Raw genomic sequence first — 24,287 nt, forward strand, 5'->3', positions numbered from 1 at the left:
GAAAGTGAAGCTCGAGGTTCGTGCGGCGTCCCGGCCGACGAGCCTTACTTCTTCTTCTTGGCTTTCTTCGAGCCGCTGAGCATCGAAAGGCTGGCGTCGACATCCTTGAGCGCGGACTGGAGCTTCTTCTTCTCGGCGCCCAGCAGCTTTTGCAGGGCCTTGCGGTCCTTGTCGCTCAACGAAGTGCCCTTGGTAAATTTGATGAAACCCATAACAAACTCCCCCGGTTGAAAATAATCGTCCAAATCAAAACGGCAGAATAATCTTGCGCGCTGGCGCCAAATAATCAAGCTGCAACTTTGTCATTCACAGCTTTGGCGAGTGAACCCGTATTCGCCCGTGCTGTACGGCCGGTCACGCCGCCCTGCGAGCGAGCAATCGGCCGAGCGGCGTGTTGGGTTGGGCAACGGCCGCCTCCAGCAGCGCGACGAGATCCGCCATCCACTCGCCGACCCTGCGACCATCGAGCAGCTCGCCCTTGTAATTGCATGAGCCGGTGATTCCGGTCGGGCGCTCCTTGAGCATCAGCGATAGCCAGGTCTGGTCGATCGGCAGCACCGGCTGGCCTTCGCGCGCGATGTGGCCAATCGATTCCATCGTGATGTCAGGCAGATCGAGCGGCTGGCGCAGCGGATTTTGCAGAGTGAAATAGACCTGAACCAGCGAGGCCGGATCGATCCCCTCCTGCTCCAGATGGTCGGCCAGGATGTTGAACGGCAGCTCCTGGCGCGCATGCGCGTCGAGTACGCTCTGCCGCACCCGGGCCAGCGCTTGCGAGAACGACAGCTCCGGCGTGATTCGGGTGCGAATGATCACCGTGTTCTCGAACGGGCCGACGACCCGGTCGGTGTCCGGCTGGGCGCGATTGGCCATCGCGGTGGCGACCGAAATGTCGTTACGGTCGGTCTGCGCCAGCAGCAGGGCTTTGAGGCCGGTGAGAAGGCACATGAACAGCGTGCTGTTATGCCGACCGGCGAACGCCGTGAGCCGGCCGATCAGCTCTCGCTCGAGGCTGACGGGGTAATGCCCGGTCGACGCGCCCGGGCTTGCTTCACCGTCGAAGACCGGAGCGGCGCCGCGCAGATTCTCCGTCCAGTCGGTGGCCTGGCGGCGGGCGGCGTCGGTGCCGCACCACCAGCGCTGCCAGCGGGCGACGTCCGAAAAGGCGAGCGGCAGTTTCGGCAGCGGCACGGACGGACGACCGGCCAGCGCCGCATAGCGGTTGGACAGTTCCTCGAACAGCACGCCGATCGACCAGCCGTCGGCAACGGCATGATGCAGCGTCAGCAGCAGCACATGATCGTCGGCATGGAGCCGCAATAGCCGCGCCCGCAACAGCGGCGGCCGCGCGGTGTCGAACGGGGCGTAGGTCTCCTGCTCGATCAGGAGATCGATCTTCCTGAGTTCGAGGGCTTTGCGCCGCTTATTGTTGTGCGGACGTCCGTCGCCGATGATTTCGATGGTGAGGACGGGTCCGAGTTCGCTGGGTGTGGCGATGCGGCTGACGGGCTCCTCGCCGCTCCAGCCGAATCCGGTCCGCAGCGATTCGTGGCGGCGCACGATGTCGCCGAACGCTTGCGCGAGGGTGGCCGGATCGAGCGGGCCCTGGAGGCGGAAGGCAAAGGGCAGGTTGAATACCGGCAAGCCCGGCAGGTTCTGCTCGATCCGCATCATCTGGTCCTGTGCGATCGAGACTGTCGGAGGCCCGCTTTCAGCGAGCCGCGGCTTGCCTGCGGCCGACTTGCGCGGCTTCGCCGCCACGGCCGCGTCGACCCGCTGGGCGAGCTCTTCGATCGTCGGCGCCTCGAAGATGGTCTTGATCGGCAGCGACACGCCGAGCGCACGGGCGACGCGCGCCATCGCCTGGCCCGCCAGCAGCGAATGGCCGCCGAGATCGAAGAAATTATCCGTCACGCCGAGGCTCTCGACCTTCAGCAGGTCGATCCAGATGTCCGAGAGCACTTTTTCGGCGAAGTGCCGCGCCGGCACGGCGGCATCCGGACCGGACGCTTCCTGCTGCGCCGGCGCCAGCAGCGCCGACCGGTCGATCTTGCCATGGGCATTGAGCGGCACCTGGTCCAGGAACAGGAATGCGGACGGGATGGCATGGCCCGGCAGCCGGCTCTTCAGGAACTCGCGCAGCTCGCTGGCGCTGCTCTGGCTGCTGGCCCTTGCGACGATATGGGCGATCAACCTGACATCGCCGCTCGCCTCGCGGCGCGGCTCGACGATGCCGGCGCTCACGGCGGGATGGTCGGCGAGCGCGTTCTCGACCTCCTTGAGCTCGATACGGTAGCCGCGGACCTTGACCTGATGGTCGGCGCGGCCGAGGCATTCGATGGTGCCATCAGCGCGGCGGCGGGCGAGGTCGCCGGTCCGGTACAGCCGCCTGTCTGCCTGGCGCGAGAACGGATCGGGCAGGAAGCGCCGCCGGTTCTGCGCGGGATCGTTGATGTAGCCGCGGCCGACACCGGCGCCGCCGATGCAGAGCTCGCCGGTCACGCCGACCGGCAGCGGCTGGAGGTTCGGATCGAGCACATAGAGCTGGGTGTTGGGCAGCGCCGCGCCGACCGGAACGCTGCTCGTCGCCGCCGCCGGCGCTTTGGTCAGGCGATGCAGCGAGACGTCGTCGGAACATTCCGACGCGCCGTAGGCGTTGATCAGCGGCACTTTAGGGCAGCGCGCGAACCAGGCATTGCAGAGATCCACGGGCAGCGGTTCTCCGGTCGAGATCAGGAGACGCAGCCTTGCGAAGGCGCGCCGGATCGGCGGCTCATTCATGCGATCGAGGATCACGCGCAGCAGCGAAGGCACGATCTCGAGCACCGTGATGCCCTCGCGCTCGATTTCCCGCGCGAGCAGGATCGGGTCCTGCACGATCGCGTTGGCACAGACATGGACACGCGCGCCGACCATCGGCCCGGCGAGGAACTGCCACACCGAGATGACGAAGCTCTGCGGCGCGGTCTGCGCGATCACGTCCCTCGCCGACAGCCCAAGCTCGGAAATGAGCGACGCCAGATGGTTCGACAGCCCGCGCTGCTCGATCATGACCCCCTTCGGCGCGCCGGACGAGCCGGACGTATAGATGAGATAGGCGAGGCTCGAGGCAGCGCGCCGCGCGGCGCGGGCCGGCCTGGTCGCCCCTGGCGTGATCGCGTCCTCGAGCTCGGCGACATGGATGCGCTCGACCAGCGGTTCGAGCAGCGCCTCGACCATGGCCGACTGGGCACGCCCGGTCAGCAGCATGCGGGCGCAGCTCGATCCGAGGATGGTCGCGAGCCGCGCCGGCGGCTGGTCGGGATCGAGATTGAGGAAGGCCGCGCCTGCGCGCTGCACGGCGATCATCGCGGCGAGCAGGTCGGGGCCGCGATCCGCAAGCAAGGCGACCACGCTCTCGGCACCGATGCCTTCGCGCGCCAGCCAGCGCGCGGCAGCCTCGCTGCGGCGGGCCAGCTCGCGATAGGTCAGGCTGGCACGTCCGTCCGACACCGCAACCGCATTCGGCGTCTTCCTCGCCTGGCGATCGAAGCGTTCGCTGAAATTGCCACGCATGGTGAAATTGGCCGCCATGCCATGGCCTTTCGCCAGCAACTGGCGGCGTTCGGCCTCGGTCAGGAGCGGCAGGCGCGAGATGCGCTGCTCGGGATTGGCAATGACGGCCTTGAGCAGAGTCTTGAACTGCGCGGCCATGTCTTCGATCGTCGCCGCATCTAACAGATCGGTGGCGTATTCGAAGAAGCCGGTGAAGCGGCCGTCGGCCTCGACCAGTTCGAGCGTGATGTCGAAGCGCGCGACCTTCGGGTCGACCTCCAGCCGCCGCGTCGACAGACCGGGGAAACGTGCCGCCTCGATCGAGGCGTTCTGGAGAATGAACATGATACGGAACAGCGGATTGCCGTCCGTCCTTCGCGCGACCTGGAGCGCACGCAGCACCTCCTCGATCGGGAGGTCCTGATTGCGGTAGGCGTCCAGCGTGACCTGCCGCACCCGCCGCAAGAATTCGCCAAAGCTCGGATCGCCGCCAAAATCGTTGCGCAGGATCAGGGTGTTGGCGAAGAGCCCGATCAGCCGCTCGCTCTCGATCTGGTTGCGGTTGGCGATCAGCGATCCGGTCGCGACATCCTCGTGTCCGGTGTGCCGGAACAGCAGGCACTGGAACGCTGCGAGCAGCGTCATGAAAGGCGTGACGCCCTGATCCTGGCTCAGCGCGCGCAAATCGGCCGACAGCGTCTTGGAGAATTCGAGATAGTGACGGGCGCCGTGGCCGCTCCAGATCTCCGGCCTTGGCCGGTCGGTCCGCAGCGGCAGCGTGGTGAGGCCGTCGAGCTGCGTCCGCCAATAATCGAGCTGTTCCTTTGCCGCCGGCGTCTGCGCCCAGGACTGCTGCCACAGCGCGAAGTCGCGGTACTGGAAGGCGGGCGAGGGCTGCGTCGCCGCGCTCGTCTTGCGCGCGGCGGCATAATGGATGGCAAGCTCCTCCCAGAACAGCCGTTGCGACCAGCCGTCGGTGACGAGGTGATGGACGTTGACCACCAGCGCGTGGCTGGATTTGTCGAACGACAGCAGCGTGACCTTCAGCGGCGGCTCATGCGCCAGATCGAACGGATATTGCGCGAGCTTGAGCGCCTCGCGCCTGACAATCGTGGCCCGCTTGTCCGCAGGACAAGGCTTGAGCTTGATCCGCTCGAACCGCGGCGGCGATTGCAGCACGCGCTGCGCCGGCTCGCCCTGCCGTTCGACGAAGACCGAGCGCAGCGCCTCGTGGCGCGCGCAGATCGCGGCGAGGCTCGCAGAAAGCGCGGCGACGTCGACCAGGCCCTTGAGCAAAGCGACTTCGACGACATTATAATTGTAGCGGGTCGGATCGAGCCGCGAGAGCACATACATCCGCTGCTGCTGGAACGACAGCGGCGCCTCTGCCGCTACCGCCGGGCGCCATGCGGGCAGCATCGTCTCGCGATGGGTCGTGGCGGTCTCGACCCAGGCCGCAAGAGCTGAGACCGTGGCGCAATCGAAGATGTCCTCGAACGAGAAGTCGACGTTGAAGCGTTCGCGCAGGCGCGAGCGCATCTGCGTCGCCGCAAGCGAGTCCGCGCCGAGCGCAAAGACGTCCTGGTCGATGCCCACCTGCGGCAGCTCCAGCAGGCCGGCCCAGATCCCCGCGAGCTGGGTCTCCAGCGCGTTGCGCGGCAATTGCGCTTCGTCGCCATGCTCCACGGCTGTGATCAGATCGGCCAGCGCGTTGCGCTTGACCTTGCCGCTCGCGCCCTTCGGCAGTGCGGCCACGCTGCGGATCAGGCTCGGCACCTTGTAGGCCGCAAGACGTTTGCGGGCGAACTGCCGCAGCTGGTCCGATGTTGCTTCGGAATTCGGGCGCAGCACCACGACGGCGGCGACGTTTTCGCCAAGCTTCTGGTGCGGGACGGCGAACACGCCGGCCTCCAGCACCGCCGGATGGCTCAGCAGGATCTCCTCGACCTCCAGCGGTGAGATCTTCTGCCCGCCGCGGTTGATGACGTCTTTGATGCGGCCGACGATGAAGAGATAGCCGTCGGCGTCGAGATAGCCGAGGTCGCCGGTCCTGAACCAGCCGTTGCGGAATGCGGCTCGTGTCGCCGCCTCGTCATTATAATAGCCGCGACTCATGTTCGGCCCGCGCAGCATGATCTCGCCATGCTCGCCACTCGCAAGCATGCGGCCCGCCTCGTCCATGATCGCGATCTCGGGGCCCGCGGCGCGGCCGACCGATCCGACCTTGCGCAGCTCGAACGGATTGGCCGCGATCTGCGAGGCCGCTTCCGTCATGCCGTAGGTCTCGAGCACGGGAACGCCGAACATCGCCTCCAGCCCGTTCAAAATCGCGGGTGCGAGCGACGACGAGGCCGAGCGAATCACCCGCAGCGACGAAGAGCGGGCGCGGTCCGGGTCGGTTTCCGCCGCCGTCAGCAGCGCGCGATGGATGGTCGGCACCGCCGTGTACCAGGTCGGTTGCAGCTCCCGCAGCGAGCCGAAGAAGGACGATGCGTCGAAACCGTTGGTGCAGATCACGCTGGAGCCCGCGGCGAGCGCCGTCAGCAGGCCGGAGATCAGGCCGTGGGCGTGAAACAGCGGCAGGGCGTTGAGCAGCCGATCGTGGGGCCGGAGCGACAGCACGCGGCCGGCATTGTATGCGGACAGGCATACGTTGCGCTGTGTCAGCGGCACCATTTTCGGCCGCGCCGCCGTGCCTGACGTCAACAGGATGAACGCATCGTCGTCGCCGCGCGAGGCGCCGCTGGCGCTCGCAGGGCCGACAACCGGGCCGACGAACGCGCAGCCGCCGAGATTGTCGTCCGGCCCCGGCACGAAATCGATCACCGCGATATCGAGCGCCTTGGCGACGTCACGACTTGGTGAGTTCATGTCGGCCCGGGTAACGAGCGCGGTCAGCTGCAATTCGCTGAAATAGCGTTGCAGCTCATCGGCCGTCAGATCGGGATTGACGGGCACGCATGCGCCGGTGGAGGCGACCGCGATCAGCGCGAGCGCGCTGTCGGCGCCGCGCGGCAGCGCAACAGCAATCCGGTCGGCAGGGGCAATGCCGAGTCCCCGCAGGGTCCGGACCAGTTGCTGGATCAAGTCACCGAGCTTGCCGTAGGTGAGGGCCGGCCGGCCAGGGGCGAGGAGAGCCGGCGCAGCCGGCGTCTTCCGCGCATAGAAGTCGAGAAGGCCGCCGATGTCGGCAAAGGTCCTGGTTTCGGCGCCTGCGTTGTCCGATCCCTCTCCCGCTCCGGATGCAGTGTGCGACAATGCCATTCCCTTTTGATCCGATTGAGCTATTCTTCCCAAGACTTAGGGAACGCGTCCAGTCTGAGGTGAAGTTCGGGCCCCAAAATCTGTGGTTGAGGGGCCTAAAGCCCTTCGACGGAGTAATGGTCGGGCAGAATCACCATGCTGGAGAATGAGCCGGACACGGGGACGGAAGACGGGCTGAAGCGCTGGCTCGAAGGCGTCGGTCTTGGTCATTACACCGATCTCTTCGCGCAGCACCGCGTCGACCTCGATGTCATGGGGGACCTGACCGAATCCGACCTGATCGGGCTCGGATTGCCGCTCGGCGATCGCAAGCGGCTTCAGCGCGCGATGTCGGCGCTATTCCAGGCCGAGACCGCGGAGAAGCCCGAGGCGGCGGCCCGTCCGCAGGCCCGAACGGAGGTCGGTGCCGAGCGGCGTCAGCTCACCACCATGTTCTGCGACATGGTGGATTCCACCTCGCTCTCGGTGCAGTTCGATCCGGAAGACGTGCGCGACATGATCGCGAGCTTCCGCGAAACCTGCGTCCGCGTGGTGAAGCATTACGAGGGTTTTGCCGCGCGCTACGTCGGCGATGGCATTCTGGTCTATTTCGGCTATCCGACCGCGCATGAGGACGATGCCGAGCGCGCGGTGCGGGCCGGGCTCGAGATCGTGCGGGTGCTGTCGACCGCGCGCGCGATCGAGCCGCGCGGTGCGCTGAGCCACGCTCCCGCCGTCCGCATCGGGATCGCGACCGGTCTCGTCGTGGTCGGCGACCTCGTCGGCCAGGGCACCGAGGAGCGCGATTCCGCGGTCGGCGAGACCGTCAATCTCGCCGCGCGCTTGCAGGGCCTGGCGCCATCCAACGGCGTGGTGATTTCGGCGTCGACCCAGTCGCTGCTGAAGGGAAAGTTCGACTACCGCAATCTCGGCGTCCATGCGCTGAAGGGCATCTCGGAAAAGACGCAAGCCTGGCACGTGGTGCGCGCCTCGCGGGTGGAGACCCGCTTCGCCGCCGCGATGGGCACGCGGCTGACGCCGCTTGTCAACCGCGAGGAGGAGATCGCGCTGCTGATGGGGCGCTGGCAGCAGGCCAAGGAGGGCGACGGCCAGGTCGTGGTCAAGTTCGGCGAGCCCGGCATTGGCAAGTCGCGCATCATCCAGGAGATTTTCGAGCGGATCTCGGGCGACCGTCACGGACAGGTCTCGTTCCAGTGCTCGCCCTATTACACCTCCACGGCGTTCTATCCATTTTCGGAGCAGCTCAAATTCTCGCTCGGCCTCGACCGCGAGGATCCGTCGGCGCTGTCGCTGGCGAGCCTGGAGCACGCGATCGCCACCGCCCATGGTGACGTCGAGCAGGTCACGCCGCTGTTTGCGGCGCTGCTGTCGATACCGACCGGAGATCGCTATCCGCCGCTCGACCTGTCGCCGCAGCAGCAGAAGGATGCGACCGTCGCGGCGTTGGTCAATCACTTCCTCGGCCTTGCGCGCGAAATGCCGTTGGTGATCGCATTCGAGGACTTGCACTGGATTGATCCGACCTCCCGCGAGGTGATCGACCTCCTGGTCGACCGGGCGCAGAACCGGCCGATCCTGGTCATCATCACTGCGCGCTCCGAATTCCAGCCGAGCTGGGAGGCGCATTCGCACATCACGACGCTGGTGCTGAACCGCCTGAGCCGGCAGCTGCGCGCAACGCTGGTCGAGCGCGTTGCGGGCCGCGAGCTTCCCAAGGAGGTCGTCGAGGAGATCATCGTCAAGACCGATGGCGTTCCGCTGTTCCTGGAAGAGCTCACCAAGACCGTTCTGGAATCCAACCTCCTGACCGAGCGGCACGGGCGCTACGTGCTGTCGGGCCCGTGGCGGCAGCTCGCGATCCCGGCAACCCTGACCGACTCGCTGATGGCGCGGCTGGACCGGATGGGGCCGTTCAAGCGAATCGCGCAGATCGGCGCCACCATCGGCCGCGAGTTCTCCTATGAGACGCTGCATGCGGTCGCCAACACGCCGGCGGAGCAGATCGAGGCCGCGCTCAATCATCTGGAGGAGGCGGGGCTGATCACGCGCCGCGGCCATCCGCCGGACGCGCTCTATTCCTTCAAGCACGTGATGATCCAGAACGCCGCGCATGCGAGCCTCTTGCACAGCGAGCGGCGCAAGCTGCATTCCCGGATCGCCCAGGTGCTCGCCGAGATGTATCCGGAGAAGACCGAGCGCGAGCCGGAGCTGCTTGCCCGTCATCTCACCGAGTCCGGGCAGAGCGAGGGCGCCGCGAGCTTCTGGCTCAAGGCCGGCAAGCAGGCGGCCAAGAGCGGCGCCAATCTCGAGGCGATCGGCCATCTGCGCCGGGGCTTGAGCGTCGTGCAGGCCAATGCACGCATGCAGGGCGCCGACGAGATGGAGCTCGAGCTGCGCATCGCGCTCGGCAACGCGTTGATTGCCGCCAAGGGCTATGCCGTGCAGGAGGTCGAGGAGAATTATATCCGCGCGCTCGAGCTCGGCCAGCAGCTCGACGACGACGAGAAGACCTTTGCCGCGACGCGCGGGCTTTGGGTCTGCCATTTCATCCGCGCCGATCTCACCCGCGCGCACGATCTCAGCGTCGAGCTGTTGAAGTTCGCCAAGCGCGAACGGCTGAAGGAGCGGACGCAGCCGGCGCAGCAGACCGGCTATCTGATCGAGGCGCACCGCTCGATCGCGATGACCATGCTCTATCGTGGCCGTTTTGCGGCCTCCCAGCACCATCTGCATCGCTGCATCAACCTCTACAGCCCCGATCTGCACTCCGATCTGATGGAGCGGCACGGCACCGATCCCGGCGTCGTCTCGTTGTCCTATCTCGGCTATCTCCTCTGGTTCCTCGGCCGGCCCGACGCGGCGCGCCAGCACAGCGAGCAGGCGATCGCGAATGCCGAGAAGATCCGCCATCCCTTCACGCTCGCCTTCGCGCTCGTGTTCGGCGCCTATCTCTGCCAGCATTTGCGCGACGTCGAGGGCACGCGCGACCACGCCAACCGCGCCATGATCATCGCCACCGAGCACAATTTCCTGCACTGGAAGCAGCAGGCGACGATCCTGCGCGGCTGGGCGCTGTCGCAGCTCGGTGAGGCCGACGAAGGTCTCAGCCAGATGCGCTTCGGCCTCGATGAATACGAGGCGATGGATTCCTGGCTCGCAGGCTGCTGGTTCCGCTGCCTGCTTGCGGAAGCCTACGCCAAGGTCGGGATGCGCGATGCCGCCTTGCGCGCGCTGGACGGTGCGCTCGCGACCGCAAGGCGGACCGGCGATCACTCCTATCTCGCCGAGGTCTATCGCCTGCAAGGCGAGATCACGATGTCGGACGGTGATCCAGCATCGCTGCAGGAGGCCGAGGACCTGTTCGCCCTGTCGCTGGAGACCGCGCGCAAGCAGGGCGCGCTGTCATGGGAGCTTCGCACCGCCGTCAGCCTCGCGCGCCTCTCGCACGACACCGGCAAGCGCGAGCATGCGAGTCTTCTGCTGGTGCCGATCGTCGGCAAGTTCAGCGAGGGTTTTTATACCCCGGACCTGAAGCGGGCGATGCAGCTCGTCAGCGAGCTCGGAGGGGACGTGCGTACCCGTGAACAGGCCGATCCCGTGTGATGAGCGATCTGGCCGCCGCGCGCGCGCGTTACGTCGAGATGATAGCCAAGCGCGAGCGGATCTCCTCGCCGCGCCTGCTCGAAGCGCTCGCCGCCGTCCCGCGCGAAGACTTTCTGCCGAGGGGGCGCTGGCGCATCAAGGGTGAGGCGGCGCGCAGTTATCGGCTGACACCCGACGCCGATCCGGTTCATCTCTATGACAATGTCCTCGTCGCGATCGACGCGCGCCGCAGGCTCGATACCGGTCTGCCGAGCCTGTGGGCGCATTTCATCGACCTGCTCGACGTCGGGGAGAAGGATCGCGTGGTCCAGATCGGCTGCGGGCTCGGCTATTTTTCGGCGGTGTTGTCGAAGATCGTTGGCCCCAAGGGCAGGGTGCATGCAATCGAATGCGACGGCCGGCTTGCGGCGCGTGCCGCGACCTACCTTCGGCCCTATCGCAATGTCGAGGTCGTGGATGGCGATGGATGTGAGGACATCGGCGAACCCGCCGACGTGATCATCGTCCATGCCGGCTTCTCGCATCCGCACCCGCTCTGGCTTCAGTCGCTCCGTCCGCGCGGTCGCCTGCTGGTGCCGTTGACTCAGCGCGACCGCGAAGGCGCCGCCCTCAAGATCACGCGCAAAGGCAAAGGCTTCGAGGCCAAGGCGGTGCAGCAGATCCGGATCTTCCCCGGCCACGGCCGCGGGACGACCGCGCTCGACGACCGCGTCGCCGACTGGTGGCAGCGCGCCTCCGCCCTGGCGCCGCTGCGCTTTCGCGGCATCGAGCAGGGCCTGCCGTCGGATGGCTAATGATTCGTTTCGTTTTACCTTGATTCCGTTTGTGAGTTTGCAGCATCTCGCAGTGTGGCTATGAGTGCGGTCTGATCGCCATTTGAGCACGTTCCATGCATTCCGTTGCCCTGCTGACCGCCAGCTACGCCAAGGATATCGAGCGGTTTTCGCTGCTCAGCGAGAGCATCGACACGTGGTTGACCGGCTACACGCGGCATTATGTTCTCGTTAACGATGAGGACGTGCCGCTGTTCGCGCGGTTCGCGTCCGACAAGCGCGTCATCGTTCCGGCCTCGCGCTATTTGCCGAAATGGCTCTGGGCGCTGCCGCCGGCCCTCCAGTTCATCAGCAAGCGGCGCGTGTGGGTGTCGCTGCTGTCGTCGCCGGTGCACGGCTGGCACATCCAGCAGATCCTCAAGATCGCCGGCGTCCTCGACGCGCCGGAGCAGCGGGTCTGCATCCTGGATTCGGACAATCTGTTCTTCCGCGAATTCGACGTCGGTCAATATGCCGGCGCCGAGAAGACGCCGCTGTTCGTCACCCCGAAGGACATCGGCGCTGACCACCCGCTGCATGGGCTGTGGCTGCGCACCGTCGATCAGCTTCTCGGCATCAAGGACCGGTCGTTCCCGGCAGACGACTATGTCGGCAACGCGCTGGTCTGGGACAAGGACACCGCGCGCGCGATGACCGACGCCATCAAGTCGGCGACGGGACTGAACTGGGTTCTGGCGCTGTGCCGGAAGAAGAAGTTCTCGGAATACCTGATGTATGGCCACTTCGTCGCCAATTCCCCGAAGCATCTGGCGGGGCATCGGGTGACGGAAGACAGCATCGCGGTCTCGCACTGGGACGACACGCCGCTCGACCGTCCGGCCATCGAGGCGATGATGCGCGCCGCTTCGCCCGAGCAGGTGGCGCTCTGCATCCAGTCCTATTCATCGACCTCGGTCGAGGACATCCGCGACGTGTTCCGCCTCAGCTCGCGCGATCGCCGCAGCCCGAGCCTCGCGCCCGAAGACATCGGGGACGAGGTCCAGCTCGAGATGCCGAAGACGCGCTGATATCCGGCGCCGTCACGCGTCTTTGGTAAACTTGCTGATCACGTCCATGAACGGCTTCGGCTTGAACTCGCCGTCGAGTGGCAATGGGCGGTTCGGCTGCCTGTCCGCGCGGGTGAAGGTGCCGTTGATCCAGCTGTAGCGATCCGAAAGGCCCCAGGTCAGGATCGAGCGCACCGGCCCGCTGGTCGAGACCGCCGTCAGCAGATCACCAACGCGCTTGGCGACGATGGCGTCGCGCTCCGCCGGATTGCCCGTCAGCTTCTGATCGTCGACGTCGAGCTCGGTGACATATACCTCAAGCCCCCACGAGCGCAGCTCGGTGACGAATTCGGCGAGGCCATGCGTGTCGATTTCGAGCTCGGCGTGCAGGTGCGATTGCAGTCCCACGGCATGCAGCGGCACGCCCTGATCGAGCAGGTCCATGATCAGATTGCGATAGGCCGCACGCTTGGCAATGAACGTGTCCTTCGCCGACTCGATGTCGTATTCGTTGATCGCGAGCTTGACGAAGGGATCGGCCGCAGCCGCCGTGCGGAAGGCCAGCGGAATCCAGCCGTTACCGAGATGCTGCGTCCAGAACGTATCGCGCCGGTCGGTGACCTTCTTCGGGTTGTCGGGGATCGGTTCGTTGACGACGTCCCAGGAGGTCAGCTTGTCCTTGTAGTAGGACACGACGGTGCCGATGTGATCGACGTAGGCGCGCTCGACGCCCCTGGTGTCCTTGATCTGCTTGGTCCAGTCCGGAATGTCGTGATACCAGGCGAGCGTGTGGCCGCGCATCGTCAGATCGTTCTCCCGGGCAAAATCCAGGATCGCATCGGCGCGCTCGAAATTGAACGTGTGCGCGTTCGGCCGCAGCATCGGCCATTTCAGCTCGAGCACGGGCACCACTTGCGTGCAATAGGTGCTGATGGCTTCGCCGAGCCTGGGATCGGCTTGCAGGTCCCACAGCGTCGCCGCTGCGCCAAAGCCCGGACGGCGCTGCGCGAGTTTCGATGCCGGCGCCGCGGACGCCGTTGCGCCGGCCGCGAGCGTTGCGGCGCCGCCGAGGAGAAATTCGCGTCTGTCGAGCCTGGTCACGTCGGAACGTTCCTTTTGGAACCAACGCGCCATCGTACCAAGCCGCGCCTCGCGACGCCGGGGTTTCCCGTTGTTGGGTTAACCTTTGCCGGGCGTCTGCGGGCCAGCGCGCATGACGCCGTATCGCTGTTCCAGTCTGGACCACGGTTTCGTTCGTGATCGCGGAAACCGCTTCAACGAAAGGGCAAATTTAACGCTAACGGGCGAAAGCGGCGTCAGACCCTCATTCGCCGCCCGATCTCCAGACTTATGTGACACTCTTGAGAGATGCTGCGGCGCAGTTCGCCCCGCCAAGGCCCATTGATTAACGGCCGTCACCATCGCAACGGTCCCGTATGCTGAACCGCCATTTCTCGATCTATCTCGTCGCCTACATCCTGCCCGCGGCGGTGGGATTCTTCGCGGTCACGGCCTACACGCGGCTGCTGACGCCGGCTGAGTACGGCGTCTATGTCGTCGGCATCAGCCTTGCTGGAATCCTGGGCGCGATCTTCTTCGCCTGGATCAAGCTGTCGGTATCCCGCTATCAGGCGATGTCGGCGGAGGTGGATTTTCGCGGCACGGCGATGGTCGCCTTCGGGCTGACGGTCGCGGTGCTCTGCGCCACCACGCCACTGGTCTTCCTGTTCCGCAGCGACCTCAGTGTCGAGCTGCTGCTCGCCAGCATGTTCGTCGCGATCATGGCCAATGCGGTCGACGTCGGCCAGGAATTCGAGCGCGCCAAATTGCGCCCCTACCGGTTTGCGGCGATCTCGATCGTGCGCAGCGTGTCGAGCGTCGGCTTCGGCCTGCTCGGCATCTGGCTCGGCTGGGGTGGGCTGGGGCTGCTGGCCGCGTTCGGCCTGGGCTCGCTCACCGGCATCATTCTCAATCTTGTCGGCGACCGCACGAAGATCGCGCGCTTCCAGCGCAGCCAGTTCATGCAACTGGCGCGCTACGGCCTGCCGCTGACGCTGGCCGGACTCTCCGTTGCGGTCTATTCGGCGTGCGACCGGCTCATCGTCGCTTATCTGCTCGGCAAGGACGCCGCCGGCATTTTCGGCGTCGCCGCCGATCTGCCGCGCCAGTTCATGGTCATGATCGCCTCCAGCGTTGCCGCGGCGACCGTGCCGCTGGTGTTCCGCTCATTGTCGGAGAAGAACAACGAGACGACGCGGGAGCGGCTGACCGAGAGTCTCGAACTGCTGCTCGTCGTCGTCGCGCCCGTCGCCGTCTGGCTCGCACTCGCGGCGGATCAGGTCGCGGGCACGCTCGTGGGTGTCGACTTCCGCGCCGGCGTGTCGGCATTGCTGCCGACGCTGGTGCTCGCCCGCTTCTTCGGCATCGCCAACCAGTTCTACGTGCAGATCAGTTTCCAGCTTGCCGAGCGGCCTTTCATGCTCGCGGCGCAGTCGTTCCTCACGCTGGTCGTCAGCGTCGTCCTGATGTTCGCGCTGGTCGCGGGTTACGACCTCTACGGCGCGGCGCTGGCGACGCTCGCGACCGAGGCGATCGGCTTCGTCGTCGCCGTCGTCCTGATGCACCGCGCCCATCCCGTGCCGTTCGAGGTCAATCGGCTTGCTGGCGTCGCCGTATCCGCGGCGGCGATGGCCGCTGCAATCCTGCTCGCGCGGTCGCAGGTCAACGGCACCGGCTTCGTGGCGTTGATCGTCGTCAGCTTCGCCGGCGGCTTGGCTTATGTCGCCGCGGCGTGGCTGCTGAACGTCGCGAATGTGCGGACGTTGTCGCTGCGCTTCCTGCGGACATTCAACCGCAAGGCCCTGGGCGTGTAGGCCCGCGCGCTACCCCGCCAGAAATCCGCCATCCACGGCAACGACGGTGCCGGTCGCATATTGCGAAGCCGGCATGCAGAGGAAGGCAACCGCGCCGGCAATGTCCTCCGGCTGTCCCCAGCGCTTGAACGCGGTGCGGTCGGCGATGCGCTGATAATGGGCCAGATCGGTGCGGCCGGCGGCGTTGATCGCGGTTTCGACATAGCCGGGCGCGACCGCGTTGACGCGGATGCCGTCCTCGGCCCACTTCAAGGCCAGTGCCTTGGTCAGCATCACGACACCGCCCTTGCTGGCGCAATAGGCGGGAATCCGCGGCAGCGCCAGTGTGGCATTCATCGAGGCGATGTTGACGATCGAGCCCTTTTGCGCCGCGAGCAGCGGGCGGAACGCCATGCAGGTGCGGAACGTGCCGGTGAGGTTGACGTCGATCACCTTCATGAAGGTTTCGATCTCGAATTCCTTGTCGCGCGCGAGAATTCCGGCGCAGTTGACCAGCGCGTCGACGCGCTCGTGCTGCCGGGCGAAGGACGTGACAGCATCGTCATCGGTGACATCGAGCGTTGCGAGCGCGAGCCCGGCGCGTGGCTTCAGGAGAGTGCGCGCGAGATCCGCCTCGTTGGCGCCCGTGGCTGACACCGTCGCGCCGAGATCGCAAAACTGATTGCTGATCGCAGCGCCAATGTCGCCGGCGCCGCCGATCACGACGGCATGAAAGCCGGGCGCGAGAGAAAAATTCGAACTCATCGGCGAACTCATGGGCAGGGTCTCACTTCAGGGATTTCGGAGGCGGAGCCGTGGATTCGCGGACCACCAGCGAGAAGTCGATCTCGCGATGCATGATGGTCTGCTCGCCGGCGAGGCTCCGCACCAGATATTCACCGGCGCGCTGCCAGGTTTCTCCGGTCGGAACGTGGATCGTGGTCAGGCTCGGCCGCAGATGGCGGCTCCAGTCGAGGTCGTCGAAGCCGACCACCGACAGATCGCGCGGCACGGAGAAACCGTCGCGCTCTGCCTCCAGCAGCACGCCATAGGCGATGACGTCATTGCCGCACACCACAGCCGTCGGGCGGTCCTTGAGGTTCAGGAGATAGCGAGCGGCCTCGCGGGCATCGTCCAGCGTATAGGGCACCTCGACGTGCCATTGTGGGGGAAGCTCGAGGCCGTTCTCGGTGAGCGCGCGGCGAAAGCCGGCGACGCGGGCGCTGGCGCGGTCGTTGTTGCGCTGGAGCGCCGAGACGATCCCGATGCGGCGGTGGCCGAGCTCGATGACATGCGCGGCGGCGCGATGGGCGGCGGCCTCGTTGTCGGTGCCGACGCAAGGGTAGGGCCTGTCGGGCTGGTAGATGCCGACATTGATGAACGGCACCGCATTGTCCGCGAGCAGCTTGCGCAATCCCTCGTGATGGCAATCGCCGCGCAGCACGAGGCCGTCGACACCGCGGCTGATCAGATTGCGCGCCTGCTGCAATTCGACGTCGAGATCGTATCCGCTGGTGGTGAGAAACAGCATGTATCCGACCGAAGACAGATATTGCTGCAGCGAGGCGATGCCGCGCGCGAACATCGTGTTGTCGATCGTCGGTACGATCGCGCCAAGGGTGCGCGAGCGACGTGACGACAGAATGCGCGCGGGCGCGTGCGGGATGTAGCCGAGCGCCTCGATGGCCTGTTCGATGCGCGCACGCAACGAGGGGCTCACCGCATCGGGATTGTTGAGGGCGCGCGAGACCGATGCCGTCGAGACGCCGGCGCGCGCCGCCACGGCGCGGATGCCCTGTTTCACAGACTTGGCGTTAGTCAGTCTCATGAATGTAACGTTACATCCTGCGGCGCAAGCCGGGTGGTAGCGGAAATGTCGCAAATCTGCCGCAGATTGTGCGGCTTGTCCATCGCTTGACACGGCCGATGTGAGGTCTATTTTGTAACCGTTTTCAAATCGTGCTCAGTCGTGTTCAAAATGGTCCGCCAGCTTAAGGCGGCCAGCCGGGAGGAGAGTTCAATGAAGGCCAGGATGCTCGCGACGCGCGTCGCGTTGCCCGTTCTCGCGATAGCCGCCGTCAGCGCGCAGGCGAACGCCGCCGATTTCGACTGGACGAAGTTCAAGGGCAAGACCGTCACCTTTCTCGCCAACAACAACCCGGTGGCGCAGGCGCTGCTGACCTACAAGGCCGATTTCGAGAAGCTGACCGGCATGACCCTGAAGGTCGACGGCTATCAGGAACAGCAGATGCGCCAGCGTCTGGTCACGGTCATGAATGCGAACAGCGACGAGGTGGACGTGTTCATGACGCTGCCCTCGCGCGAAGGCGAGCAGTTCGCCGCCGCCGGCTGGTACGGCGATCTCACCGCGATGGCCAAGAACGAGGTCGCCAAGGACTACGATCCGGCGGGGCTGAGCCAGGCCTTGCTGAAGGCCGCGACCTTCAACGGCAAGCTCACCAGCATGCCGATGAACCTCGAAGGTCCGATCTTCTATTACCGCACCGACATCTTCAAGAAATGCGGCCTCGAGGCGCCGAAGACGATCAAGGACGTCGAGGCCGCCGCCGAGAAGATCAAGAGCTGCGACAGCACGGTGACGCCCTTCGTCTCGCGCGGCCTCAAGCCCGCGGTCGCCTACACCTTCAGCAACATGCTTCACAATGTCGGCGGCACTTATATGGCCAACGGCAAGTCGAACCTGTGCTCGGCCAAGGGCAAGGAAGCGCTCGACACCTACAGCCGGCTGCTGCGCGATTTCGGGCCGCCCGGCGTCGTCAATTACAGCTTCCAGCAGATTTCGGCGCTCTATCGCGGCGGTCGCGCCGCAATGGCGTTCGAATCCTCGAATGAATTGCGCACGGTGATGGAAGGCGGCGCGCGCCTGAAGGACACCGGTCTGTTGCCGTTCCCGGCCGGCGAGGCCGGCCAGGTGCCGACCACGATCGGCTGGGGCATGGCGGTGTCCTCGCACAGCAAGCAGCCGGAGGCGGCCTGGTACTTCGTGCAGTGGGCGACCAGCCCCGAAGTGCAGAAGAAGATGGCGCTTCAGGGCATTGCCCCGCCGCGTCCGTCGGTCGCGAACGATCCCGAATATCGCAAGTGGATCGACGAGGAGCCGGTTCGCAAGGAATGGCAGGCTGCGCTCGACGTGCTCGCCACCAAGGGCTCGTCGGAAGTCGGCTACCCCATCGTCGCCAATCCGCAATCGCGCGAGTTCATCGGGCAGGCGGTGCAGGATCTGATCCTGAAGCAAAAGACCGTCGATCAGGCTTGCGCCGATGCCGACAAGGCGCTGGACGCGCTGATCGCGCTGAACTGACCGCCCGACGCCGGCTGGCTTCGCGCCGGCCGGCATCCAACTCGATCGAGGACACGAACGCATGTCTGATACGGCTGCGCCACTCACGCAGGACCGGCAGAAGCTGGAAATGGCGGCGCTCTCGGCGCCGGCCGTGATCTTCACGGTCGCAATGATCGCGTTTCCGGTGGTCTATACGATCTGGCTCGGCTTTCAGACATTCTCGTCAACCGGCAAGCAGTCCTTCGCCGGCCTCGCCAATTATTCGAAGCTGATCTCCGACTACGAGTTCTGGCATGGCTTGTGGATCACGATCGCGCTGTTCGTGCTGTCGCTGGTGCTACAGCTCGTCTTCGGCGTCTGGCTCGCACTGGTGCTGTTCCACGCCAAGCGGCTGCCGGGCATCGTGCGGTCGCTGTTCATTTCGCCCTTCATGATGCCGCCTGTTGTGGCCGGCATGATGTGGCTGGTGATCCTCGATCCGTCGCTCGGTGCCGCCAACTATATCCTGCAATCGTTCGGGCTGCCGCCGTCCGACTGGCTGGCCTCGCCCACCTGGGTCATTCCAACCGTCGCGCTGATCGACAGCTGGCAGTGGACGCCCTACGTCGCCCTGATCGTGCTGGGCGGATTGCAATCGCTGCCGCCGAGCGTCTACGAGGCCGCGCAGATCGACGGCGCATCTCCGTTCAAGACGTTTCAGCGCATCACGCTGCCGCTGCTGCTGCCGACCATCGTCACTGCTGCGATCCTGCGCAGCGTCGACCTGCTGCGCTTCTTCGACATCATCTACATCACCACCCAGGGCGGACCGGGCAACGCCTCGAACACGCTCAATATCTACGGCTTCCGGGTGGGCTTCGAATTCTTCAACATCGGCTATGCCAGCGCCCTGATGCTGACGTTGACGGCGATCGTGTTCGGCGCCGTGCTCGCCTTCAACCGCCTGCGCGGCGCAGTGGCGTGGTGATGTCATGACAGATGCCGCCAACACCGACCGCTGGATCCGCTGGCTCAATACGTTGCAGCTCGTGCTCGCCGGCGTGCTCATCATGGCGCCGACGGTCTGGATGGTGCTGTCCTCGTTCAAGCCGTCGTTCGAGGTCACGGCCTACCCGCCGACGCTGGTCTTCACGCCGACGCTCGACAATTATGTCGAGCTGACCAGGACCACGCCGTTCCTGAGCTACGCGCTCAACAGCCTCATCGTCACCGTCGGCTCGACCGCGCTCGGGCTGCTGTTCGGCATTCCCGCCGCCTTCGCAGTCTCCTGGACGCGCATTTCGTGGCCGGCGATCCTGACGCTGGCGGCGCGGATGGCGCCCGGCACGCTGTTCCTGCTGCCGTGGTACGTCATGTTCCGGCAAATCGGCATGATCGGCTCCTACACCGCGCTGATCCTCAGCCATGCGGTGATTACGCTGCCGATCGTGATCTGGGTGCTGCTGCCGTCCTTCGACGCCATCCCGCGCAGCGTGTTCGAGGCGGCGCAGGTCGATGGATGCAGCGTCACGCGCATCCTCTGGCGCATCGCGCTGCCGCTGGTGGCGTCCGGCGTCGCGGTTTCGGCGATCCTCGCCTTCGTCTTCTCGTGGAACTACTTCCTGTTTGCGCTGGTGCTCTCCAATGGCGACACCAAGACGCTGATCGCGGCGGCCTTCAACTTCATCGGCGAAGGCTCGACGCAATGGGGCGCTCTCATGGCCGCGGCGACGTTGATCGCATTGCCGCCGCTGGTGCTGGCGGCCCTGGTTCAGCGCTGGCTGGTCTCCGGACTGACGCTCGGCGCGGTGAAAGGCTAAGGTATCCGATGAACGTATCTCCCCGTTCGAATTCGATCATGCAGGCCGCGGTGTTCCACGGCAACGACCGCATCACCATCGAGCGCGTCGCGATGCCCGATGTCGGCGCCGGCGAGGTGCTGGTTCGCGTCTCGCGCACGGCGCTGTGCGGCTCGGACTTCAAGCTCTGGCACAAGGGTGCCGAGTTCACTGCAGGTCACGAGATCTTTGGCGTCGTCGAGCAGCCAGGCCATCGTCTGCACGGTCGCCGCTGTGCCGTCTACATTCCCTTGCACTGCGACCACTGCGCGGCGTGCAAGCGCGGTGACACCCAGATGTGCCTGGAAGTCTCCAGCCTGATCGGCTGGAACAGGCCGGGCGGCTACGCCGAATACGTGCCGGTGCCGGAAAACTGCCTGCTGCCGGTGCCTGACGATATCGAGGACAGTCTTGCGCCACTGCTGCTCGACACCATCGGCACGTCGGGACACGCCGTGCGCTTCGTCAGCCGCGTGGTGCCGGCGAACGAGGCCGGCCCCGTTCTTGTCATGGGCGCAGGACCCGTCGGTCTCGGCGTCGTGCTGGCGCTCCGCGCGCTCGGCTACGGCGACATCTATGTCGCCGATCCCAATGCGGCACGCCTCAGAATCGCGCAATCCTTCGGCGCCAAGGCGCACCCCGTTGGCGATACCTCGAAGCGCTTCGCCCTCATCATGGAATGCTCGGGCGCGCATGCGGCGCGCAACCTCGGCATCGAGCTGGTGCTGCCGCGCGGCGCGCTGGTGCTGGTCGGCGAGAACGCCGCGCCCTGGACCATCGAGGAAGGCAAGGTGTTCCGCCGCAAGGATTTCTACATGATCCGGACCTTCTATTTTCCGGTCTCGGATTTCGAGCCGAATGTCGAACTGCTGCGCAAGTACAAGGACGAATACCGCGTTCTCGTCGACGGCGAGTTCGGCCTGCAGGCCCTGCCCGAAAATTTCGCCCGCTTCGCCAAGGGCGAGCTAATCAAGCCCGTCTTGGCGCTGGACTGAGCGATCATGGCCTCGATCTCGATCCGCAACCTCACCAAACGCTACGGCAATTTCACCGTGATCCCCGATCTCAATCTGGAGATCGCGGACCACGAATTCGTCGTGTTCGTCGGCCCGTCCGGCTGCGGCAAGTCGACCTTGCTGCGGATCATCGCAGGGCTGGAGCCGATCTCGTCGGGCGATCTCTACATCGGCGACAAGCGCGTCAACGGCGTGCAGGCCGCGCAGCGCGACATCGCCATGGTGTTCCAGGACTACGCGCTCTATCCGCACATGCGGGTCTACGACAACATGTCGTTTGCGCTGGAATTGCGGGGCACGCCGAAGGCGGAGATCGACGCCCGCGTGAAGCGCGCCGCCGCTCTGCTGCACATCGAGCCTTATCTGGACCGAAAGCCGAAGGAGCTCTCCGGAGGCCAGCGCCAGCGCGTCGCCATGGGCCGCGCCATCGTGCGCAATCCCAAGGCGTTCCTGTTCGACGAGCCGCTCTCCAATCTCGATGCCAAGCTGCGCGGGCAGGTGCGCGCCGAGATCAAGGCGCTGTCGCAGGAGCTGAAGACCACCATGGTCTTCGTCACCCACGACCAGATCGAGGCCATGACCATGGCCGACCGCATCGTGGTGCTCCAGAGCGGCACGATCCAGCAATACGACACGCCGGAGACGGTCTACGAGCGGCCGGCCAACCAGTTCGTCGCGGGCTTCATCGGTTCGCCCGCGATGAACTTCTTCCCGGTCGAATGGCGCCAGGAGCGCGCGATCCTTTCGCAAGGTGGAACGTTGGTGCCGCTGGACGGCGAGACCGCAGCCCGCCTGAGCAAGGCCGGCAGCGCCGTGCTGGGCATTCGCCCCGAACATTTCGCCGTCGCGCCCGACGCCGCCGATGGCATCGCCATCAATGTCAGGCTGGTCGAGCCGCTCGGATCGGATACGCTGATCCATTTCGATCTCGCCGGCGTCTCCGCCATCGCGCGGGTCGATCCGTCGCTGCGGCCGAAGGTCGGCGATCGGCTCAGCCTCCGTCCGCAGCCGGGCAAAACGCATTTGTTCGATGCCGCCAACGGACAGGTTTTGCGGTGAGCGCGTCGGCGAACATCGGTGATCTCTCGGTGCTGGCGGACGTCGCGTCCGGCGCAAGGCCCGTGCGCGTGATCTGCCTCGGGCTGTCGGCGCTCGACCAGGTCTGGCGCGTCGATCGGCCTTTCGCGGGCGGAAGCGAGAAGATCAAGGCCACCGGCTACGGCACGCTCGGCGGCGGCATGGCCGCCAATGCGAGCGTCGCGGTGGCAAAGCTCGGCGCGTCCGTCGCGTTCTGGGGGCGGGCAGGGAATGATGCCGCCGGGCATGAGATGAAAGCGGCCTTCACCGCTGAAGGCGTCGATGTCGAGAACTTTCGGCTGTTTCCGGATGGCCGCTCGTCGGTGTCAGGCGTCATCGTCGACAGCCACGGCGAGCGGCAGATCGTGAACTTTCGCGGCCTTTATCCTGAAGCCGCGGACTGGCTTCCGCTCGAAGCGGTCGCCCGCGCATCGTCCGTGCTGGCCGACCCGCGCTGGGTCGAGGGTGCCGCGACGCTGTTCCGCGAGGCGCGGGCGCGCGGCATTGCGACGGTGCTCGACGGCGACATGGCCGAGCCTGATGTGTTCGAGCGGCTGCTGCCGCTGACCGACCACGCGATCTTCTCCGAGCCGGCGCTCGCCGCCTTTGCCGGTTCCGCCGAAGATAAATCTCTGGCTGCGCTCGCGCGCTTCGGCTGCCGCGTCATCGCCGTCACGCGCGGCGAGGGCGGCGTCAGCTGGTGCGAGAGCGGCCAGCTGCACCGGCAGGCCGCCTATGCCGTCGACGTCGTCGACACCACAGGCGCGGGCGACGTCTTCCACGGCGCCTATGCGCTGGCGATCGGCGCTGGTCTCGACGCCCGCGCCGCGATGGCGTTCTCGGCGGCCACGGCCGCCATGAAATGCCGCCACGCCGGCGGCCGCAACGGAATCCCCGATATCAACGAGTGTCTAGTATTTATGAGGACGAAGCCATGAGAACGATTGGAAAGAACCGCGGCCTGGCACGGCTTGCTGACGCGGACGGCCACTTTCGCATGGTCGCGCTGGATCAGCGACCGCCACTGTTCGATGCCATCGCGAAGGCAAAAGGCATCACGCGGGAGCAGGTCGAATATTCCGACGTCACGGCGGCCAAGCGCCTCCTCGTCGAAAACCTCGCGCCGCATTGCAGCTCGATGCTGTTCGATCCGAATTTCGCTGTGCCTGCCGCGATCGACCTGCTGCCGCCGCGCTGCGGCCTGATCATGACCCTTGAGGAGCACCGCGTCGAGGAGACCGCGGGCGGCCGCAAGTCGCGTGCCATCACCAATTGGAGCGTGGAGAAGATCCGCGCCATGGGCGGCGACGCCGTCAAGGTGCTGGCCTGGTACCGGCCGGACGCCGATGCCGCGGTGAACGAGCACCAAAAGAAGTTCGTGCGCGAGATCGGCGAGGACTGCGCCCGCCACGATATTCCGTACGTGCTCGAACTGCTGGTCTATCCGTTCCTCGGCAGCGCCAATCATACCGCCGACTACGTGGAATCGCCCGGCAAGCTCCCGGGCCTCGTCATCGACAGCGTGCGCGAGTTTGCCAAGCCGGAATATGGCGTCGATCTTCTCAAGCTGGAGAGCCCGCTGGCGGCCAACAGCCTGCCGGCCCGTGACGGCAGCGCGGAAGCCAAGGCCGCACAGAAGGAGTTCGATGCGATCGGCGATATCTGCCGCGGGCGCAACATCCCTTGGGTGCTGCTATCGGGCGGTGCTGCGCCGGAGAAATTCGAGCGTGTGCTCGACTACTCCTATGCCGCAGGTGCTAGCGGCTTCCTGGCGGGTCGCACCATCTGGCTCGATGCCGTCCTGAAGAATTTCCCCGACCGTGCGGCGGTGTCGGCGAGCCTGCGCAAGGATGGTCTCAATGTGCTGGAACGGCTCAGCGAGCTGACCACGGCCAAGGGCGCGGCGTGGAAAGCGCGCTTCCCGGGATTCACTGACATCAAGCAGGAAGGTGACTTCGCGCGCGCTTACTGAGATGGTGGCGGCTCCGCGTCGTCTCGCAG

At 65.7% G+C, this 24,287-nt stretch carries 16 protein-coding genes; 11 read left to right on the top strand and 5 right to left on the bottom strand.

Annotation, left to right across the window (positions count from 1 at the left end; translation table 11 throughout):
* Window positions 1-44: 44 nt before the first annotated feature.
* Both NLM25_RS09445 and NLM25_RS09450 read right to left on the bottom strand, forming a co-directional pair.
* Window positions 45-212 carry a hypothetical protein gene (locus NLM25_RS09445; protein ID WP_254116590.1) on the bottom strand — a complete coding sequence of 56 codons (168 nt, stop codon included), beginning with the start codon at window positions 210-212 and terminating at the stop codon, window positions 45-47.
* Between the two features lie 142 nt (window positions 213-354).
* Entirely contained in the window at window positions 355-6,798 is a 6,444-nt protein-coding gene (locus NLM25_RS09450; protein ID WP_254136735.1) for a non-ribosomal peptide synthetase, read from the bottom strand.
* A gap of 135 nt (window positions 6,799-6,933) precedes the next feature.
* Here NLM25_RS09450 and NLM25_RS09455 point away from each other — a divergent pair, with 135 nt between their 5' ends.
* The 3 genes from NLM25_RS09455 (at window position 6,934) to NLM25_RS09465 (ending at window position 12,241) form a co-directional block, all read left to right on the top strand.
* Complete coding sequence (locus NLM25_RS09455; protein ID WP_254136736.1) at window positions 6,934-10,401, top strand: AAA family ATPase; 3,468 nt, start codon at window positions 6,934-6,936, stop codon at window positions 10,399-10,401.
* Entirely contained in the window at window positions 10,401-11,195 is a 795-nt protein-coding gene (locus NLM25_RS09460) for a protein-L-isoaspartate O-methyltransferase (protein ID WP_254136737.1), read from the top strand. The genes NLM25_RS09455 and NLM25_RS09460 overlap by 1 nt, the downstream gene beginning before the upstream one ends.
* Window positions 11,196-11,290: 95 nt before the next feature.
* Window positions 11,291-12,241, top strand: coding sequence for a DUF6492 family protein (locus tag NLM25_RS09465; RefSeq protein ID WP_254136738.1), 951 nt, complete (start codon window positions 11,291-11,293; stop codon window positions 12,239-12,241).
* Between the two features lie 12 nt (window positions 12,242-12,253).
* Here the strand turns inward: NLM25_RS09465 and NLM25_RS09470 are convergent, their stop codons facing one another.
* Complete coding sequence (locus NLM25_RS09470; RefSeq protein WP_254136739.1) at window positions 12,254-13,321, bottom strand: endo-1,4-beta-xylanase; 1,068 nt, start codon at window positions 13,319-13,321, stop codon at window positions 12,254-12,256.
* A gap of 335 nt (window positions 13,322-13,656) precedes the next feature.
* Between NLM25_RS09470 and NLM25_RS09475 the strand changes: the two genes are divergently transcribed.
* On the top strand, window positions 13,657-15,093 hold the full coding sequence (locus NLM25_RS09475; RefSeq protein WP_254136740.1) for a lipopolysaccharide biosynthesis protein: 1,437 nt from the start codon (window positions 13,657-13,659) through the stop codon (window positions 15,091-15,093).
* Window positions 15,094-15,102: 9 nt separating this feature from the next.
* Here NLM25_RS09475 and NLM25_RS09480 read toward each other — a convergent pair whose 3' ends face one another.
* Complete coding sequence (locus NLM25_RS09480) at window positions 15,103-15,837, bottom strand: SDR family NAD(P)-dependent oxidoreductase (RefSeq protein ID WP_254136741.1); 735 nt, start codon at window positions 15,835-15,837, stop codon at window positions 15,103-15,105.
* A 22-nt stretch (window positions 15,838-15,859) separates the two neighbouring features.
* Complete coding sequence (locus tag NLM25_RS09485; RefSeq protein WP_254116598.1) at window positions 15,860-16,900, bottom strand: LacI family DNA-binding transcriptional regulator; 1,041 nt, start codon at window positions 16,898-16,900, stop codon at window positions 15,860-15,862.
* 192 nt (window positions 16,901-17,092) lie between these two features.
* Here NLM25_RS09485 and NLM25_RS09490 point away from each other — a divergent pair, with 192 nt between their 5' ends.
* From NLM25_RS09490 to NLM25_RS09520, 7 genes are all read left to right on the top strand, one after another.
* Window positions 17,093-18,394: a sugar ABC transporter substrate-binding protein gene (locus NLM25_RS09490; protein ID WP_254136742.1), complete on the top strand. Its 1,302-nt coding sequence runs from the start codon at window positions 17,093-17,095 to the stop codon at window positions 18,392-18,394.
* 61 nt (window positions 18,395-18,455) lie between these two features.
* Complete coding sequence (locus tag NLM25_RS09495; RefSeq protein ID WP_254136743.1) at window positions 18,456-19,343, top strand: carbohydrate ABC transporter permease; 888 nt, start codon at window positions 18,456-18,458, stop codon at window positions 19,341-19,343.
* A 4-nt stretch (window positions 19,344-19,347) separates the two neighbouring features.
* Complete coding sequence (locus NLM25_RS09500; protein ID WP_254136744.1) at window positions 19,348-20,175, top strand: carbohydrate ABC transporter permease; 828 nt, start codon at window positions 19,348-19,350, stop codon at window positions 20,173-20,175.
* Window positions 20,176-20,183: 8 nt separating this feature from the next.
* Complete coding sequence (locus NLM25_RS09505) at window positions 20,184-21,188, top strand: zinc-binding dehydrogenase (RefSeq protein WP_254136745.1); 1,005 nt, start codon at window positions 20,184-20,186, stop codon at window positions 21,186-21,188.
* Between the two features lie 6 nt (window positions 21,189-21,194).
* On the top strand, window positions 21,195-22,268 hold the full coding sequence (locus NLM25_RS09510; RefSeq protein WP_254136746.1) for an ABC transporter ATP-binding protein: 1,074 nt from the start codon (window positions 21,195-21,197) through the stop codon (window positions 22,266-22,268).
* Complete coding sequence (locus NLM25_RS09515; RefSeq protein ID WP_254136747.1) at window positions 22,265-23,224, top strand: PfkB family carbohydrate kinase; 960 nt, start codon at window positions 22,265-22,267, stop codon at window positions 23,222-23,224. The genes NLM25_RS09510 and NLM25_RS09515 overlap by 4 nt, the downstream gene beginning before the upstream one ends.
* Window positions 23,221-24,258: a tagatose 1,6-diphosphate aldolase gene (locus tag NLM25_RS09520; RefSeq protein ID WP_254136748.1), complete on the top strand. Its 1,038-nt coding sequence runs from the start codon at window positions 23,221-23,223 to the stop codon at window positions 24,256-24,258. Before NLM25_RS09515 ends, NLM25_RS09520 begins: the two co-directional genes overlap by 4 nt.
* The last annotated feature ends 29 nt before the right edge of the window (window positions 24,259-24,287 follow it).

It is taken from the genome of Bradyrhizobium sp. CCGB01, assembly GCF_024199795.1.
Lineage (GTDB): Bacteria > Pseudomonadota > Alphaproteobacteria > Rhizobiales > Xanthobacteraceae > Bradyrhizobium.